The sequence below is a fragment of the Paraburkholderia sp. BL6669N2 genome, assembly GCF_003387275.1.
Classification (GTDB): Bacteria; Pseudomonadota; Gammaproteobacteria; order Burkholderiales; family Burkholderiaceae; genus Paraburkholderia.
The window spans coordinates 1,025,425-1,043,109 of the sequence record NZ_QUNA01000002.1; the positions used below are offsets into that span (position 1 = coordinate 1,025,425).

The following is a 17,685-nucleotide window of genomic DNA, read 5'->3' on the forward strand; positions in this document are numbered from 1 at the left end:
CCTTCGGTCGGCGCGGCCGAGTGCCGCGCGTCGGCACGTCCCGTCGTAGGGACACAGCGATGGATCATGGTGCGTCTATCCACTTGCAAGTTGCCGGCCGACGATGGAGCTGCGTCCTGGCCACAACCACTTAGTACTACAGCCGTAGATTTTTTTACTATACTCAAATAATTAAGGATTACTATACGTTAAGGCTATGCATTCGACTGCAAAAGCGTGGGAGCGTGAACTGGAGGTACTGCACCAGCGGCTCGGGGAACTGTTCAGGCGTCCGGAGCCCCGACAGCGGTCGCTCGCATACCTGAAGGGCCTGCTGGGTACAGTCGAGCGCAAGAACGGCTGGCAACTCGCCGAATGGATCGGCGAAGCGACACCCGATGGCGTACAGCACCTGCTGGAGCGGGCGCAATGGGACGCGGATGCCGCTCGCGATGTGCTGCGTAGCTATGTAGTGGAAGAACTGGGCGAGCGTGACGCGGTGCTGATTGTGGACGAGACCGGCTTCCTCAAGAAGGGACAGCACTCGGCCGGTGTTCAACGCCAGTACAGTGGCACGGCAGGTCGTATCGAGAACAGCCAGATCGGCGTGTTCCTCTGCTATGCCGGTCGTGGCGGCAGTGCGTTCATCGACCGCGAACTGTATGTACCCAAGGTGTGGACCGATGACCGGGTGCGCTGCGAGGCAGCGGGCATTCCCGGGTCGGTGGAATTCGCAACGAAGCCACAGCTTGCGCGTCGTATGCTTGAGCGGGCGCTGGACGCAGGGGTGCCGTGCGGCTGGGTCACGGGGGATGAAGTCTACGGCGGTGACCGTCACCTGCGGCTGTGGCTCGAGTCGCGCGGCCAGTCTTTCGTGCTGGCCGTTGCGAAGAACGAACCCCTATGGTGGAAAGGTCCAGAGTACGTACGGGCAGACCGGATCGCCGAGGCCCTGCCGGCAAGGGCATGGCGCCGCCTGTCAGCGGGTGCCGGCGCCAAGGGCGAGCGCCTGTATGACTGGGCGCTGACTCCGCTGTGGCGCTTGCAGATCACCGAAGAGGAGCGCCGCTTCGGGCATTACCTGCTGGTGCGACGCAGCCTGGACGAGCAACGCGAACATGCGTATTACGTCGTATACGCACCGCGCAGCAAGGCCACACGGCAAACCCTGGTGAACGTCGCGGGCCGCAGGTGGGAAATCGAGACCGGCTTCGAGGCGACCAAAGGCGAATGCGGACTCGATCAGTATGAGGTGCGCCGATGGCAAGGCTGGTATCGCCACATCACGCTGGCTCTGCTGGCCCATGCAGTACTCGTCACCCTGCGGGTGCACGGCAAAAAAAACACCTGAAGGTTTGGTGCCGCTCAGCGTGCAGGAGATCCGCCGGCTGCTCTGTCGCATCCTGTGGCGCGGCGCCCACTCTATCGCGTACGTGTTGTCCTGTTCGGCATGGCGGCGCCGACACCAGTACCGCGCCCAGCAGTGCCACTACCGAAGACGAGGATGTGTGCCTCCAGTTTACCCAGATCTACGGCTGTAGTATTAGACGCTGTTGCGAAATTAAATTTTGGGTCTGTTAACTTTTTCGGCTTGGTGTTAACTTCTGTCTTGTTTTGCCCGACAGGAAGCGATGCCAGAAGAACTTATAGACGACGAATTGTGGTCACTCATCGAACCCCTGCTGCCAGCGCGAGCACCGCGCAATCGCCAGTATGCGGGCCGCCAACCGATACCCGACCGCGCCGTGCTAACGGGCATAGTCTTCGTGTTGCGCTCGGGCATTGCGTGGAACCTTCTACCACAGGAAATGGGATGTGGTTCGGGCACAGCTTGCTGGCGACGGCTCGTCGCGTGGCAAGAAGCGGGTGTCTGGCAACACATCCACGAAACGTTGCTGGCCGAACTGCGTCGCCGTGGCGAAATCGATTTCTCGCGTGCGCTCGTCGACAGCTCATCGATTCGCGCCGTGCTGGCGGGAAAAAAACCGGCCCGAATCCACGGACCGACGCAAGCTCGGCAGCAAACACCACCTCATCGTCGACGCGCAAGGCATCCCGCTCGCGGTCATCCTGAGCGCGGCGAACCGGCACGACATTACCCAGCTTGATGCGCTGGTCGATGCCATTCCACACATCCGGGGCAAGCGGGGCCGTCCCCTGCACAAGCCGCAAATCGTTCAGGGCGACCGGGGCTACAGTTCCGAACCCCATCGGCGGCGCTTGCGCGAGCGAGGCATCACGCCAGTGCTCGCAAAAATCGGCTCGCCGCATGGCAGTGGGCTTGGAAAAACGCGTTGGCCAGTCGAGCGTTCGATCGCGTGGCTTCACTCGTTTCGACGGCTCAAGATTCGTTACGAACGCTATGCGCATGTTCACGAAGCATTCCTGTCTTTGGCTTGCGCCTTAATTTGCTGGACGCGCCTAAAGCCTCTGTTTAACTAATTTCGCAACAGCTTCTTATTCACGATAGGTGATAACTCGACGCTTGAGCGAATGCTGAAAGCCCGTCTGCTGGACTCCCAATTTTTCCAAGCCGCGCGACATGAATTAAAGGTCGCCGCAATGTGCGTTGTAGCCGGCTTCACACTCGAGTTCGAAGATGAACAGGATAATTCACGACGACACCCCGAGTTCGTCGCAATAGATCGATTCTCTCCCATAAAAATCGCGGTAGAGGTAAAGAGTAGGCACCGCAGAGGCGTCCAAGGATTCAATGGCGGAGGCGACATCGGGCCAGGTGATCAAGTTGACATCAGAAAATCACTGCTGGAAGCTTATAAAAAAGACGTCGACCTACCGTTTTACGTCTTCATCGATACAAACCTGCCGCCCGCTGATGACGAGTCGATATGGAATAGATGGATGGCTGAAATACGCAATACCATGCTTGATCTCGACGCAGAGGGCTACGCTAATTCTTCCCCCGCCAATGCGATATTCTTCGGCAATGATCCATCGCACTATTTGGCCGAGCAAGAGATCGGCAACGATGCTGACCGGTTGTGGATTACTTACTACGTCGCGAAGACACCACGCATTCCCCACCCCGAGCAAGATATCGTTTCCCGTTTGATGAGAGCGCACGAACAGCGACTGTCTCCGCCAGCGGATCTGAACGAATTCGTAGTTCGTTGATTGGATGATTGAACGGCGAACTGCCGCTCCCTGTCGTGGAGCAGCCGTCCGAACGTCTCAACGACACGAGGCGCGACGGACTCTTGATGACCCACTGTACGCATTCACGAAGCCGCCCGAAAGCTGCCGCTGAAGATTTCAACGGCAGCTCTACAGCACCCTCATTGAGTTGGTGCTCTCGGCCATCAAGAGGCGCTCGACGAAAGCGAGCGGCCGTCGGATCAGAATGCGGCAGCGGCCATTCGACGCGCGCCCGCTGGCTTCCGCCACGTCGCTGCGAGGAATATCCGGGCGCGGGAGGCGGAGGTCAGAAAAAGGTTTACATCCTCCTTCTCGCGGCTTACTTTGACCCGGTAGGATTCAAACCCATCGAGCGTTTTGTTTTCGTCCGTCTGCGTGTTTTACTTAATGCCTTACGTACTTTGCGAATAGTGGGCTGCACCGGTTGAGATTGGTAGTCTGCACGCGCAGTACGGTCCCTACCCAACAGACTACAAAACGATCATTGAGAGGTATCGCGAAGCACGGTTTGAGGAAACAACAAACGCACTGGTTCAGTACCTCAGCGTGCCGCAAAAGTCGTGGGGCGGGTACAGCTTCCAGCCGTACTTCGGTTATGTGGTGTGCTTGGCGATAAACGCCAAAGACAGTCTTGGCAGGTTTACAGAAAGCCGGTTGACTGGGGTGTTCATCACGGATGGGCAAGTGGTGGCCTATCAGTCTGCAGACCATTCGGCCGACGGCACGGATCTGCGCGTGCGCGACATGTGCAGAAGAGTGATCGGCAGATTCGATACCCTCGCTAACTTGAATTGACAGGGCAAGTTAACTTCGGACTAACGCGACGTGTCATGGGAGATGCTCGCGCATACCCTGCGAATAACTTTCGCTAATTGCGGCACCAATGCGCGGGGGCACCCATCGCATGGACGGATTGAAAAGCCTTCAGGCCAAAGCCGGGGTGCATGGGGGAGAATGTCCCGACGAACAGGCCAACTCCTCGTTGAGCAATTCGCATGCGGCTGAACCGACTCCAACTTCCTAAGAGCCATATAGATCATGCAAAACGCACATATGCTGCTGCCTGACGCGCTAGTAGTGCTCGGGTTTGTGATCGCCTCCCGGGTAGGAGATTTCTGCTCCGAAGCAACGAACCGGCGTCTTACTTACCTCATCGCGCTCGTGTCGTCGACCGCGGCAGGCGTCTGGTTCGCAATCCAATCGTCCGATCCGCACCACTACTATTTTTTCTCACGGATGATCGTGATTGATCCATTCGCCAGCGTGATGAAGGCAACCGTTTCGCTTGGCTTCGCGGTCTCACTCGTCTATTCGCGCAGATATCTTGAAGATCGCGACCTGTTTCGCGACCACGTGTTCCTGCTCGGCATGTTCTCGCTGCTCGGCCAGTTGGTCATGATCTCGGGCAACCACTTCCTGATGCTGTACCTCGGTCTTGAACTGATGTCGCTGTCGTTGTACGCAATGGTTGCAGTACGCCGCGACGTCGCGCAATCGAGCGAAGCGGCGATGAAGTACTACGTGCTTGGTGCACTGGCTACGGGTTTTCTGCTTTACGGCATCTCGATGCTCTATGGTGCGACCGGCTCGCTCGAACTGAACGAGGTGCTGAAGGCGGTTGCCTCGGGCCATATCGACGACTTCGTGCTGCTGTTCGGTGTCGTCTTCATCGTCGCGGGCGTTGCATTCAAGATGGGCGTGGTGCCGTTCCACATGTGGGTGCCGGACGTCTATCAGGGCGCGCCGACCGCGATGACGCTGTTCGTCGGCGGCGGTCCGAAGGTCGCGGCGTTCGCGTGGGGTCTGCGCTTCCTGGTGATGGGCCTGCTGCCGCTCGCCGTCGGCTGGCAGGAAATGCTGGTGATTCTCGCGGCGTTGTCGATGATCGTCGGCAACATCACGGGTATCGTTCAACGCAACGTGAAGCGAATGCTCGCCTATTCGACGATCTCGAACATGGGCTTCGTGCTACTTGGCCTGCTGTCCGGCGTGGCGGACGGCAACGCGGGTTCGGCGGCAAGCGCCTACGGTTCGGCGATGTTCTACAGCATCATCTATCTGGTGACGACACTCGGCTCGTTCGGCGTGTTGATGCTGCTTGCGCGCCGCAATTTTGAAGCTGACACGCTCGACGACTTCAAGGGTCTCAACCAGCGCAGCCCGGTGTCCGCATTCGTGATGATGGTGATGATGTTCTCGCTCGCCGGCATTCCACCGACCGTCGGCTTCTACGCGAAGCTCGCCGTGCTCGAAGCGACGATGAACGCGGGCCTCACGTGGCTCGCGGTGCTGGCCGTGGTGACGTCGCTGTTCGGCGCGTTCTACTACCTGCGTATCGTGAAGTTGATGTACTTCGACGACCCGCAAGACACATCGCCGATCTCGGCCGGCGCCGGTAACCGCACGCTGCTTGCGCTGAACGGTATGGCCGTGCTGGTGCTGGGTATTGTGCCTGGTCCGCTGATGACGGTCTGCCTGCAGGCAATCACGCATACGCTGCCGCTCTGACGTCGGCGGCGGGCTGATTCAGCGTGCTGTTGCCGGTGGTCGGCGTCAACCGGCCGCTCCTGACAACGCCAAGTGGAGGCATGCCAAACCACGCAGTCCCGCTGTTGCAGAAGATTTCAACAAGCTCTTCGCAGCGTTACGGGCGACTGTCGGCAACGCGGTCATTTAAACGCTTGCCCCGAGTCCATCCCGGCAGGAGAGGCCCGACGAGAGAGGGCAACGATGCCCAAGCAGAACCCAGCGCTTCAACGTACCCAGAAAGCCCCCATGACACCGGGGCGCCGGCGGTTTCTCGTCATTTGCGCGATAGTGCTGCTGGCCGCGCTAGGCTGGGCGTTGGTGACAATGCTCAAACCTGCCATCCAGCGCACGATCGTCATTACCACCGGGGCGGACCAGGGTATCTACCGTAACTTTGCCGATCGCTATGCACCCATCCTGAAGCGCGAAGGCATCACCCTCGATATCCGCAGTTCTTCCGGTTCGGTCGAAAACTATCAGCGGCTGACGAATCCGGACAGCGAATACGAAGTGGGTTTTATCCAATCGGGCACCACCAGTCCGAAAGCAACAGACCACCTGCAGACCATCGCCGCCGTCTCATACGAACCGATCTGGGTGTTCTTTCGTGGCGACATTACCGTCAACAGGCTGTCACAACTGCGCGGCAAGAGGATCGCCATAGGCGTTCCCGGCAGCGGCCTGCTTCACGTCTCCCGGGCATTGCTCGGCTATAGCGGCGTCACTGGCGACAACACCACGCTGCTGGAAATGGACGCCACCCAGGCATATGAAGGCCTCGAAACTGGCCAGCTGGATGCTGCTTTCTTTATTGGCAGGCCCGACGCCGCGATGCAGATAAGGCTGCTGAACAGCGATCTGAAGCTGATGAGTTTTGCCCAAGCCGACGCGCTGGTGCAAAAATTCCCGTCCCTGTCGAAAGTTATTTTCCCCCGCGCCTCAACCAGCATCGTCGACGATCTGCCACGGACTGATGTCACTCTGCTGGCCGCCACGGCTCTGCTCGTGTCCAAAGATACCCTACACCCGGCCTTAGTCTACCTGCTGCTGGATGCAGCCAGAACCGTCCACGGCGGTGAAGACTACTTCACGCCGCTGGGCGCGTTCCCCAATCTGACCACCGAGGAATTTCCCATTTCCGACGAAAGCGCGCGCTATTTCAGATCGGGTCGCCCCTTCCTGCAGCGCTACCTTCCATTCTGGCTCGCCAGTCTCATCGAAAGGCGGCTGCTGATCCTGCTCCCCTTCATGGCCCTTGTGCTAGGCCTGCTGCAGGCATTGCCGCGCATGCTGGAGGCGCGGATAAGAAGACGGCTTGTGGTCTGGTATCGCGAAATAAAATCGCTGGAAGACGAAATATGGAGAAACAGGCAACCCACCCCAGACCATATTGCGAAATGGCGCGATGAAATCGAGAACATTGATGCGCATGCCAGCCAGATACGTATTCCGTATCGTTATTTTCAGGATGTTTACGCCCTCAAACAGGCGATCGGCGTCGTGCGGAACCGGATTTCCCAAGTCGGTGAGAAGGTGAAGGAATAGCTGGGCCGCGACAATGGATCGGCAGAGGCGTTGGTTCAGCGATCGAACCATCGATGCTGCAGCGCAAGCGATGCAGCTTTGTAGCCGCTGCCCACGCTCGTCACCAGTCCTTTCGGCAATGTCAGTTTCGCCGACCAGCCGGCTGCAATCGGCACCGAGACTGTCAGCCGATCACGTAACGCACAGGTCGTCCGACGCCTCGCGTAGTTCCAGATATTGCATATTGGCGGTGAATCCTCCGCTATCGGACCAAAGTCCAATAGCGCTCGAGCCTCATGGCGAATACCCTGTACAAAGGACATTGTGCCGCCCAGGGAAGAACACCAAACGAAAAGATGTTTATCGCCTACCAGCGCGAGCGGCCTGGCCATATGAGCGAGCCGAAGGCATGGGCGCGTTCGAAGCCCAATGCTGACGCTGGCTTATACAGCGCGTCAGTTTGCCAGAATGGAGCATGAATCATGTGTGACACATGTGAGCCTCTTCTGCCCGGCAACGGTTCGGGCCGTCGGAATTTGCTTAAGTTCACCGGCACTGCGGTCGCGCTCGGGCTTGCCGGCGGCGCCCTCGTTGCGAGTCCCGCGCACGCCGACGCTTTGACCAGGGAGCAGCGCGACAGCATGACGCCAGAGCAGATTATCGAGGCGATGAAGCGAGGTAACGCACGCTTCCGGCGGGGCGAGAGGAAAGCACGCAATTACCTGAATGAACAGAGGGCGAGTGCCGGCGGACAGTATCCGGCAGCCGTGCTCCTCAGTTGTATCGATTCGCGCGCGCCGGCTGAAGTGATCATGGATCTCGGCATCGGTGATATCTTCAACTGCCGTGTTGCCGGCAATGTTGAAAACAACGACATCCTGGGTAGCATGGAGTTCGCGTGCAAGCTTGCTGGCGCAAAGGTAGTGCTCGTGATGGGTCACACAGCGTGTGGCGCGATCAAGGGAGCCATTGCCAACGCCGAGCTGGGCAATCTGACCGGGTTGCTGGACAAGATCAAGCCCGCGGTGCAGGCAACGACCTACAACGGTGATCGTTCCGCGACGAACTATGATTTCGTGGACGCGGTGGCGCGCAAGAACGTCGAATTGACGTTGGCGAACATTCGTAAGGATAGCCCGGTGCTTGCGGAGCTTGAAACCAAAGGCACGATCAGGATCGCTGGCGCGATGTACAACCTGAAAACCGGCGCTGTGGAGTTTCTCAGTTGATCTTCATTGATTGCGCACGACACGGTGCAACGGTGCCATTGAAATTGCGAGGCTGCGGAGAGGTCGCACGAGCTGCGACTCCGGCAACAGGGCCCGGGCATAGATGCCGTTCCGTCTACAAGAGAGATTCGATTGGCAGGATTGAAAGAAACCAGACCCCGAGCCGGCGCAGCCAGGTCGTGTTGGGCTCCGTGTCATAGCGCACTTCCACCCCGTCCTCCCGCTTCAGCCAGTACAGTCTGCCGTCGGCATCGAGGCGCGTCGAATAGGCGACCTGTGGTACGAGTGACACGAAGATGGATGCGATCCGGCTCGCAAGTGGCGCGCTGTCTATAACGAAGCCTAACTCGGTATTCAGATGGGCCGACCGCTGATCAAAATTGAATGATCCAACAAAGACGCGGCTGCTGTCCACTACGAAGGTCTTTGCATGCAGGCTCGACCCCGAGCTGCCGAATATGCCGGCATGCTCCTCACTTTTGTGTTCCACGCCAGGCAATCGTCGCAATTCGTACAGTTCCACCCCCGATTCGAGCAGTTCGACACGACGGGTCATATAACCGGAATGAACCGCTGTCACGTCGGTGGCTTCGAGTGAATTGGTTAGTATGCGCACGGCGACGCCGCGACGAGCGAGCTCGGTGAAATATTTTGTTCCGGCCGCGCCCGGAACGAAATACGGAGACACCAGATCCAGTTCATGCATCGGGTCGCCGAGAATCTCCCGAAACTGATGTACGACGCTTGCCTCAGGCGGCGCCTCGCTCAAAGCTTTCGCCGGGTCGTCGCTGACCATCTGCGTCCTCGCCCATTCCAGCGGTAGCGTGCCATCAAGCAGTTGCTGCACGATCGGTGCTTCACGCAGGGCGTCCAGGTAGGCGGCGGCCGTCGAGTCACTTTCGACTGCTCGAACTTTCCGGTCCAGTTCATCGGGCTTGTCGCTGGCGGCACGATGTACGATAAGGTCGACCGGATATGACGATCCGCTCGCCCAATACCGGTCGAACTCATTTGCGACATCGGTTGAAATCGGTCCTACTGCCAGTACATCGAGGTCGGCGAAAACGATGCCATCGGTGGCGCCGAAGTATTCGTCGCCGATATTGCGTCCGCCGACGATCGTTACGGCGCCGTCAGCGGTGAATGACTTGTTGTGCATGCGACGGTTGGCACGGGAAAAATCCGTCAGGAAGCCGATGAACTTCGGCTTGCGGATGACGAACGGATTGAACAACCGGACCTCGATGTTTGGATGCGTCTGAAGCGCGGCCAGCGTGCCATCGAGTGAAGACGATATACCGTAGTCGTCCAGCAGCAGGCGTACGCGTACGCCGCGATCGGCGGCAGCACGCAATGCATCGAGCAGGAGCGTGCCCGTGAGGTCACTTCGCCAGATGTAATATTGGACGTCCAGCGTACGCTCAGCCGTGCGAATTAGCTCCATGCGCGCAGCGAAGGCTGCACGCGGGTCCGCCAGCGGATGAATGCCGGCCAGATCATGGTGAGCAGCAAGCTCATGAGCGGCAGAACGCCCAAGCGTTGTGGCCTGCGCCTCCGCGTTGCTTATTGCCGTCGATGGCGTGCGGCTTTCAAGCGATGGCAACGCGCAACCGCATAGCGCGGCCGCGCAGACGACATTCAATGAAACGACAATAAGCGACCTTTGGAAGAAGCCGGGTGCAAAGTGTCTCGGCAATGGCATGGCTTAACCGGGCTCTGCGGACAAACAAATGGGACTTCATCTTTTCCTGAGCCGCAAGAGGAATCTGAGCGATTGGAACGCCGGGGAAAGTGTTCGCTCATTCATCTTTTTCACGGAAGACTCCCTTTCACTTCAGGTCCGCACAGGGAAATGCCGTGTCAGACAGGGCCTTGTTTTTGTCACGGGGCAGCTTGCACGACGTCACTTCCTTTCTTGAGGCTTTCTTTCACGCGGTCTGAGGCCCACCTTTACGTTATAGGCCCGTTTGACAATGCTTGCCATGCTCCGCGGGGCGGATCAGCAGTACAACTGTGGAACAGCTGCTCTTTCTTGCTGACGTGAGGACCGATTTGTCTTAACGCCATTTCGCGTACAGTTTCCGCCGTAGTGTCGCGAACATCTTTTTGGCAAGATCCTCGCATTCGAAATCGACAGGCCCGTGGCGCGTGGAAAACTCTGCCGCTCCTTGTCAGGATGTGACGGGCTTGTACAGCAAGTGCATTAAGCGATTCCATACCGTGGCAGCCGGCTTACAAAAATATGAGAGGTAGCGCCAACGGAGAGTCGCGACCCGAGCAGATAGATTGGGCCCGACTGCGTGACGTGGATTGAGGATGGCAGAATTTCTGATCGCCGGTCCTTGTGCAGACGGGCCTTCGCGGCTACAACCTGAGTGTGCCCGATACATGGGCCCTTGCTGTATCCATGGTTGTATCAGGGAGAATGCTTATGCTCGATGTCTTGAAGAGCGGGGCAGTTGCAGCCCGATTGGCTACCGGTGACTGGATTGCCATGACACTAACCATCGGAAAGCTGCATGGACGCGCTGTGTTGTTTCTGGCGTTGACGATAGCGGCGGCACTACCCGGTTCGAGTTTCTCGTTCGGCGCGGAGCCGGCGGACGCCAACGCGACTACCCGTGAAATCTGCATACCTAAAGGAACATATCCGACGGCGGGTGGTGGCACTACGGTTTTCTCGCACGAAAAGACCTGCTTTAGCCGTCCCGCGATTGACACCTACGCTTGGGAGAAGAAGAGCGCGCGGATAAAAAAAGGCGCGCCCGACGCCTTCAACGGATTACGAATCGTGATGTACGATTACCACGACGCGCTTTACCACTGTGCCAAGCGGCGTATGCGGCTGCCTACGCTTGATGAACTGAAGGCACTGTTTGCCTATACGAACGCGCATGGCAGTCCGGGTGGAGGAAGCCATAATGCAATCGTCGCGTCAAAAGACGACTCGCGTTATGAGGGTGGTATCTATGCTTGGGGCGGTTCCAGCCCGTATTGGACGCATACGCTTGCAGGGAACCGCATGCACAAGGTAGTGAATCTGGCCGACGGCCGGGTGAGCATCCGGCACGATCCGCAACCAAACTACGTATCGTGTGTACGTTGAAGAAATTAACGCGCTACTTGCAGACGGTCCTGCCCGCGTCGGATGACTGAAGGTCGCAGATGTGTGGAACTCGCGCCGCGCGCCCTTTCGCGGCTGACACGTAACCGTCAATGTGCGGAACGTTCATACCGCACTTTGCGGCGATTCCGCCAGGGAAGGTTTCGATCCGAAGCTCAGAAGGAGGCACCCGGCAATCCCGGAAAGTAATGAGCCGACGATGACGCCCAGCCGGACAGGAGTGAAGAATTCGGCTCCTTCGAACGCGAGGGAACCGATGAACAGACTCATCGTGAAGCCGACGCCGCACAATGAGGCGACGCCAGCGAATTGTCGCCAGCTTGCCCCCTCGGGAAGTTTTCCCAGCCCGACAGCGATGAGTGCTGCACCTGCACCATATACACCGGCGAGCTTGCCGACAAAGAGACCCGCCGCAATACCGAGTGGCAGCGGCGCCGACAGCGCAGCAAGGGTAACGCCGGCAAACGATACGCCGGCGTTTGCAAACGCAAAGACAGGCAGTACCGCGAAGGCAACCCACGGGTGCAGGCCGTGTTCAAGCTGATGCAGGGGAGCTTGTCCTGTGGCGTCCTTCGTCTTCAAGGGTATGGCGAACGCCAGTGCGACACCCGCAAGCGTTGCGTGAACACCGGACTTCAGAACGAATACCCACAGGACGATTCCGGTGAGAATATAGGGTGCAAGGCGCGTAACCCTTTGCCGGTTCAGTGCAATCAGGACCGCGATGGCGCAGGCCGCCAGAAAGAGCATTGCAAGCGAAAGATCAGCGGTATAGAAGAGCGCAATGATAACGATGGCCCCCAGGTCGTCGGCTATCGCAACTGCGGTCAGAAATACTTTCAGCGACATCGGCACCCGGCGGCCGAGGAGGGAAAGGATGCCGAGCGCAAACGCGATATCAGTTGCCGTCGGAATGGCCCAGCCGCGAAGGTTTGCCGTATCACCGCGGCAAATAAAGAAGAAAATGAATGCCGGCACCACCATGCCGCCAGCGCCGGCGACGACCGGCAGCACTACTTGCGCGAGCGTTGACAGTTCACCTTCGATCACCTCACGTTTCACTTCGAGGCCGACCAGAAGAAAGAAGATGGCCATCAATCCGTCGTTAATCCAGAGCAGTAGTGGCTTTCCGATGTGGAACGACCCGAACCGGATCTCGACCGGAATGTTCAGCAAATCGTCATAGACCTGCCGAAGCGGCGAGTTGCTGAAGATCAAGGCGAGAAGCGCGGCGGCCGCGAGCAGCAGGCCCCCGGCCGATTCCATTTTCAGGAATTCCGAAAGACCATCGGAAAGCTTACGAGACGCATTGTGATTCATCGTGTCGGCTCGCGCATCGGCAGGTTCTCGTGAGGGTGAAGCCTGGGATAGAAGCGGGGTCGCGTGGTCCCGTCCGTTCAGAAGGTAGAGTAACGTCTGTGCGTCGCAGTGCAACTAAAAGTGATTCCACATATCCGTCGTTCGTGCATGCATGCCCCGGATCGCTGAGATTGCATTCAGATACTGAGTGGGCTCACCTTGGTTCCCGAAAGGGAAACGTCGGCCATCAGCCCCGAGTTGGTCAGCACAATTGCGTCGACAGCGGCAGTTGCCGTCGACGTATCGATTGTGCCGTTTGCGCCTATTTTCACGAGTGCAACTGACGCGTCAGTGCCAACCGACCACCCCTTGGCGCCGCGGAATTTCTGGAGTGCATCTTCCGTCATGAAAAGGAAGATGATCGCCTTGGATTGTGCGCCGGCTGTAAGACCGAACGAACCTGATACCGTACTGTAGTAGCCGACCGTGCGCTCGGCTACCCGCAGCGCACCTTCGCCATACTGTCCACCTACAACGAACCCGACCTGAAGAACTGAGGGAAACACCAGCACGCCTTGTGCTTTGGACACGAGCTCGCGCGCGCCCGGCACCGACGCGTAGAGTCGCGATATCGTTCCATCAACGCTTGCGTCAATCGACTGGCGTTTTGACGCGTCAGTCGCCTCACTCCTGGTCCCACTCGGAGTCGTGGTGCATCCCGCCAGGAGTAGACCGGTGATGCCGGTCGCGGTGTGCAGCAGAAAATTACGTCGTTGCATGTCATCCTCCATTGCAATTCCCGCCGTCGTTTCCCGTTGATCGGTTTGATGGCGCTGGTCGAGTCGCCGCGCCTCCCGGGCAGAGGCGTATTGCAGCGCGCTACCGATCGGTCGGTGCTGCCATGTAGGTCCTCTCTGCTGCTCAATCTGCCCGCAGGCTCTATGGCCTACGAACAGTACGCATGTGAATAGCGTTAAGCCCTCGGTCCTGATGTCAGCGTCTGGCGAGTGCGTGCCCGCTAGAAGGACGAATGACCTGGCCTGACCTCGGAGCACTTCATACGTCCATTACATGCATCCTCGGTCTTCGTACGCACGTCGTGAAACAGTGCACTACGGGCGGCTGTTGAACAGCGCCACATGAACAGGCCGCGCAGCATGACGTCTCGATCTCGGCGTTCATTGGTCGGACAACATTGAAGCAATTTGAGCGCTGTTTTTTCGGCCGCTACGAATACGGGCCAAGGCGTCGCCTCCCGTTTGTCGGCGGCCATGACAGGCCGGTTGCGAGCTTCCGCCTGATGGCATCATGTCATACGGTCCGGATGCCGAGAAAGTGGACTTTGGTCCTAGGTGTATACACGCGTTCGAGGAAAGGTTTCTGGCTGAACCGGCAACAGCCGTTGCTGCCAGCACGTAATGAGAGGAAATTCACCCCGCACCGAAGTTTTGCGGAAGGTGACGCGTCAGTATGTGGTGGGCGACGTTGGGCGCATCGACATCGATCAGGCGCGCGTTGCCCTCCTTGAAAGTCAGTCAGCACACGTGAAGGAACAGATCGCGGTGATTCAGGCCCAGATCGCGATGTTTCGCGCGATGGGAGGTGGTCGGCAGATGCCCGGGGTGTTGCACAGGTAGCGCATTCCCGACGAGTGCAAAACATCGATGCTTGCTCCGACGCCGTCCCGGACGAAGTACAGCACGAAACGCGAGGGTGCAGAGCGCATCACGAAAGAGAGGTGCGGCAGCAGGACGCGCCGCGCGGAACAGACGAATCCGGCTATCACGCCCGGTTGGCAAGCGGACCTCTTCAACGAACGCTCCGGTCTCGCATCGCGTCCGGATGAGCGGCCGAGAGACGGACTTTAGCCATAGATAGGGAGCAGCAGAAACAACTTGATGACGATCGCGTTGGCAATGTCGATAAAAAATGCGCCCACCATCGGTACAACCAGAAAGGCGAGATGCGATGGGCCGAAACGTTCTGTAATGGCCTGCATGTTGGCGATGGCAGTCGGCGTAGCCCCGAGGCCGAAACCACAGTGTCCGGCGGCCAGCGCGGCCGCGTCATAGTTGCGGCCCATCACGCGAAAGGTGATGAAAATTGCGTACATCGCCATTGCGATGGCCTGCATGACCAGAATTGCGAGGAGTGGTAGTGCAAGCGAGGCGAGATCCCATAGGCGTAGGCTCATCAGTGCAATGGCGAGAAAGAGCCCGAGACTAACATTGCCGAGCAGCGACACCGCGAGCTCGAATGGCTGATATAGACCGCGCACGGCAAGCGCGTTGCGCAGGATGACGCCGATAAACAGGACGCACACGAACGTCGGCAGTTCGAACGCTGTGCCAGCAATCCACGATGCGAGTGCCGAACCAACGGCAAGGCAAACGGCTATGAGCGCAACTGTTTCGATTACGGCCTCTGCCGTGATCGGCCGGACTGCCTTTGGCTGTTCGAAGCCTGTTGTGCCCGCGACATCAGGTTTCGGGCGGGGGGAAAGACTGTACCGGCTGATGAGAAAACGCGCGACCGGTCCACCGATCAATCCGCCGAGGATCAGGCCGAATGTCGCGCAGGCAATCGCAATCTCCGTTGCCGAGGCAAGCCCGTGACGAGCTGCAAAAACCTTCGCCCACGCCGCTCCGGTTCCGTGTCCGCCGGATAGGGTCACCGATGCGCCGAGCAGACCGAGAAGGCGGTCTTGCCCCAACGCCCAGGCCAATCCGATGCCAAGCGCATCCTGCATCACGAGCAGTCCGACCACAGCACCGAGAAAGACGATCAACGCACGGCCGCCGGCCTTTAGTCCCGCCAGATCGGCATTAAGGCCGATGGTGGCAAAGAAGGTGAGCATGAGAGGCGCCTGAAGCGTCGTGTCGGACCGCACTTCTATTCGCAAGCTGCTGCGTAACGCAAACACGAGTAACGCGACCAGCAGGCCGCCGACCACCGGTTCGGGGATCGTATAAGTTCGAAGCACACGGATCCGGGCAAGAATCTGGCGACCGAGCAGAAGCACCAGGGCGGCAGCCATCAGCGTTTCCTGCGTGTCGAGCCTGAACATGTCCCACCCCCAGTCGGGAGGATGCTCACACGGACCCATACGGTGCGCCGGCGAGTGAACGATTTCACGCAAAGCCCACCAGGCAACCGGTAAATATCCAACGATGCAGTGCCAACGATCACGCCGAGACGGAGCGGTGTGACATGTTCGCGTCTTCGAAAGTGAGAGCGCCGATAACTTGCCTCTTGATAAAAACGACTCGTCGCAGTGCAGCGACGCAAGCACACTGGTCGGGAGGAATTGACCTTCTACAAAATGATAATAGGCGGCGCGTGTACCCATTGACACCCATTTTTTGTCGCCGAAGGAGTCGGCATTCAGCCGCCAGGAGTTGCAGTTTGATCAGTTGGCGCGCGGTCATGTCGACGCGGATTGCCGTCATTCGCCAACGCCCTGCTGCGACGAATGCGACGGGGCAGTTTGCGTTTGCAGGTAACCGGTATCGCGAAAGAAAGTTCGTTAGTAGGAAAGGGCCGTGGCATCATGGTTGAATGGCTCGGGAAAAGAGCGGGCATCCGTGCGAAAACTGAGCAGGGACATGGCTCCCGTAGGGTTAATAGAAGAGAGGACGTTCGCTCTGGCTCGGGTACGTTCGATTCTCATTCAATACAAGTCATCAGCGCCGGTCCATGCCGAAGTGTGGGCTCTCGCTGCGTGAGACGGTCAACGTAAGTCTCCGCGTGAAGTTTTAACGGTCTCGGACAAGGAGGCCAGCATGAGCGTGTTCAACTGGTTGTTTAGGCGCGAACCACCGCCCGGTGAAGCTACCGCGCGAGAGACACGTGAAGCGCTTGATCGAATCCTCAACCTGGCTCCGCAACTGCGGCTCGTGACGAACCATGCGGCGAGACTGGCACCGGCCATCAGATGTGCGTTGGAATATGTGCGCGCTCTGACCGAAGATGTCCCAATCGCACGCGAGGCGAGCGCCGCGGCGTGGTCATCGGACCCACACATTCACGCGTTCTTTGCGGTGTCGGAGGATGTCACCCGCGCGCTGAGTCGCTCGGCCGAACTGCGTGCGTACTTTGACCGAAATGCACTGGATCGCGAGGCGTTTATTTTGCTTGGTATGGCCATGACCGAGCGCCGCACCTTGGGCGTCGCGCAGCACGGCGATGCTGTACGTACCGACGTTGAGCGAACGACGGTCAGTTTTGGCGATCATCAGGTGCGCGTGTGCGAACGCAATGAATCGGAGTTGCGTGACGAAATTGTGTTGCGGGTCGTGGAGCAACTCGCGCTTGAAGCGCTCGACCGGATCGCCGCCGACGTATCGCGCCGTGGCCTGCTGGAACAGGAGCGTGCGCTGCTGAATACGCGACTCATGCTTCTAGGGCGACAGGGCAAGGGAATGAATTCACTTCTGGACGGTAACCGGTTGTCGGGTGTCGGAGAGATGGCTGCCTTGCAGGCGCAGCTCGAGGAGAACAACCGGAAACTGGCTGGCCTTGGGCTAAAGACCGACGCACTGGAGCGGGAGATCAGCATGGTATGCGAGATGCTGACGTCGCCGGGTCCTTACATTCAGGTGGAAAAGAGGACGCTGCGTCTTGACCGAACGAACGTGATCGTGGACGACGACCATCAACGTGAAAGTACCGAGATCCAGGTTCATCTCGCGCGGGTGCCGGGTGCGTTGCAGGAATCGCGTGCCTTCTGTCTGGTGCGTTTCGCGCGAAGCGATCTGCATGCGGTCCCACGCATGTCGGACGATGCAAACCAATGGCTTCTGTGACGCTCCGACACGTCATATGCCGAACTCGCGACACGGGGTG

The 17,685-nt window shown here is 58.7% G+C and carries 11 protein-coding genes and 1 pseudogene; 8 read left to right on the top strand and 4 right to left on the bottom strand.

Going from position 1 to position 17,685, the window contains the following annotated elements:
• Positions 1 to 196: 196 nt before the first annotated feature.
• The 6 genes and pseudogenes from B0G80_RS27145 to B0G80_RS27175 all read left to right on the top strand — a co-directional run.
• A pseudogene (locus tag B0G80_RS27145) lies at positions 197 to 1,321 on the top strand (IS701 family transposase); the annotation flags it as partial.
• A gap of 289 nt (positions 1,322 to 1,610) precedes the next feature.
• Positions 1,611 to 2,421, top strand: a protein-coding gene (locus B0G80_RS27150) for an IS5 family transposase (protein ID WP_116121099.1) whose coding sequence is annotated in 2 segments (ribosomal slippage) — positions 1,611 to 1,969 and positions 1,968 to 2,421 — 813 coding nt in all. Because the reading frame shifts where the segments join, the coding sequence is not laid out codon by codon here.
• A 51-nt stretch (positions 2,422 to 2,472) separates the two neighbouring features.
• Positions 2,473 to 3,114 carry a hypothetical protein gene (locus B0G80_RS27155; protein WP_116121101.1) on the top strand — a complete coding sequence of 214 codons (642 nt, stop codon included), beginning with the start codon at positions 2,473 to 2,475 and terminating at the stop codon, positions 3,112 to 3,114.
• A 1,059-nt stretch (positions 3,115 to 4,173) separates the two neighbouring features.
• Positions 4,174 to 5,643: an NADH-quinone oxidoreductase subunit NuoN gene (nuoN, locus tag B0G80_RS27165; RefSeq protein ID WP_116121105.1), complete on the top strand. Its 1,470-nt coding sequence runs from the start codon at positions 4,174 to 4,176 to the stop codon at positions 5,641 to 5,643.
• A 267-nt stretch (positions 5,644 to 5,910) separates the two neighbouring features.
• Positions 5,911 to 7,209 (top strand): TAXI family TRAP transporter solute-binding subunit, encoded by a 1,299-nt coding sequence (locus B0G80_RS27170; protein ID WP_116123730.1) that lies wholly within the window; start codon positions 5,911 to 5,913, stop codon positions 7,207 to 7,209.
• A 461-nt stretch (positions 7,210 to 7,670) separates the two neighbouring features.
• A complete protein-coding gene (locus tag B0G80_RS27175) occupies positions 7,671 to 8,417 on the top strand; it encodes a carbonic anhydrase family protein (RefSeq protein WP_116121107.1) in 747 nt (248 codons plus the stop codon).
• Between the two features lie 115 nt (positions 8,418 to 8,532).
• On the opposite strand, the gene B0G80_RS27180 is transcribed toward B0G80_RS27175, so the two are convergent.
• The gene (locus B0G80_RS27180) at positions 8,533 to 10,119 is read right to left on the bottom strand and encodes a phospholipase D family protein (protein WP_116121108.1); all 1,587 of its coding nucleotides are present in this window, start codon (positions 10,117 to 10,119) and stop codon (positions 8,533 to 8,535) included.
• Positions 10,120 to 10,848: 729 nt separating this feature from the next.
• On the opposite strand from B0G80_RS27180, the gene B0G80_RS27185 reads away from it, so the two are divergent.
• Positions 10,849 to 11,523: a hypothetical protein gene (locus B0G80_RS27185; RefSeq protein WP_116121109.1), complete on the top strand. Its 675-nt coding sequence runs from the start codon at positions 10,849 to 10,851 to the stop codon at positions 11,521 to 11,523.
• Between the two features lie 123 nt (positions 11,524 to 11,646).
• Here the strand turns inward: B0G80_RS27185 and nhaA are convergent, their stop codons facing one another.
• From nhaA to gltS, 3 genes are all read right to left on the bottom strand, one after another.
• Entirely contained in the window at positions 11,647 to 12,861 is a 1,215-nt protein-coding gene (gene nhaA / locus B0G80_RS27190) for a Na+/H+ antiporter NhaA (RefSeq protein ID WP_116121111.1), read from the bottom strand.
• 176 nt (positions 12,862 to 13,037) lie between these two features.
• The gene (locus B0G80_RS27195; RefSeq protein ID WP_106284734.1) at positions 13,038 to 13,619 is read right to left on the bottom strand and encodes a YSC84-related protein; all 582 of its coding nucleotides are present in this window, start codon (positions 13,617 to 13,619) and stop codon (positions 13,038 to 13,040) included.
• Positions 13,620 to 14,704: 1,085 nt separating this feature from the next.
• Complete coding sequence (gltS, locus tag B0G80_RS27205) at positions 14,705 to 15,907, bottom strand: sodium/glutamate symporter (protein ID WP_116121116.1); 1,203 nt, start codon at positions 15,905 to 15,907, stop codon at positions 14,705 to 14,707.
• A gap of 715 nt (positions 15,908 to 16,622) precedes the next feature.
• Between gltS and B0G80_RS27210 the strand changes: the two genes are divergently transcribed.
• The gene (locus tag B0G80_RS27210; protein WP_116121118.1) at positions 16,623 to 17,645 is read left to right on the top strand and encodes a hypothetical protein; all 1,023 of its coding nucleotides are present in this window, start codon (positions 16,623 to 16,625) and stop codon (positions 17,643 to 17,645) included.
• Positions 17,646 to 17,685 lie beyond the last annotated feature (40 nt).

Coding starts and splice junctions, on each gene's coding strand:
- gltS (WP_116121116.1), bottom strand. CDS start 15,907: ATGTTCAGGCTCGACACGCAGGAAACGCTGATGGCTGCCGCCCTGGTG.
- B0G80_RS27185 (WP_116121109.1), top strand. CDS start 10,849: ATGCTCGATGTCTTGAAGAGCGGGGCAGTTGCAGCCCGATTGGCTACC.
- B0G80_RS27175 (WP_116121107.1), top strand. CDS start 7,671: ATGTGTGACACATGTGAGCCTCTTCTGCCCGGCAACGGTTCGGGCCGT.
- nhaA (WP_116121111.1), bottom strand. CDS start 12,861: ATGAATCACAATGCGTCTCGTAAGCTTTCCGATGGTCTTTCGGAATTC.
- B0G80_RS27210 (WP_116121118.1), top strand. CDS start 16,623: ATGAGCGTGTTCAACTGGTTGTTTAGGCGCGAACCACCGCCCGGTGAA.
- B0G80_RS27155 (WP_116121101.1), top strand. CDS start 2,473: ATGCTGAAAGCCCGTCTGCTGGACTCCCAATTTTTCCAAGCCGCGCGA.
- B0G80_RS27170 (WP_116123730.1), top strand. CDS start 5,911: ATGACACCGGGGCGCCGGCGGTTTCTCGTCATTTGCGCGATAGTGCTG.
- nuoN (WP_116121105.1), top strand. CDS start 4,174: ATGCAAAACGCACATATGCTGCTGCCTGACGCGCTAGTAGTGCTCGGG.
- B0G80_RS27180 (WP_116121108.1), bottom strand. CDS start 10,119: ATGCCATTGCCGAGACACTTTGCACCCGGCTTCTTCCAAAGGTCGCTT.
- B0G80_RS27195 (WP_106284734.1), bottom strand. CDS start 13,619: ATGCAACGACGTAATTTTCTGCTGCACACCGCGACCGGCATCACCGGT.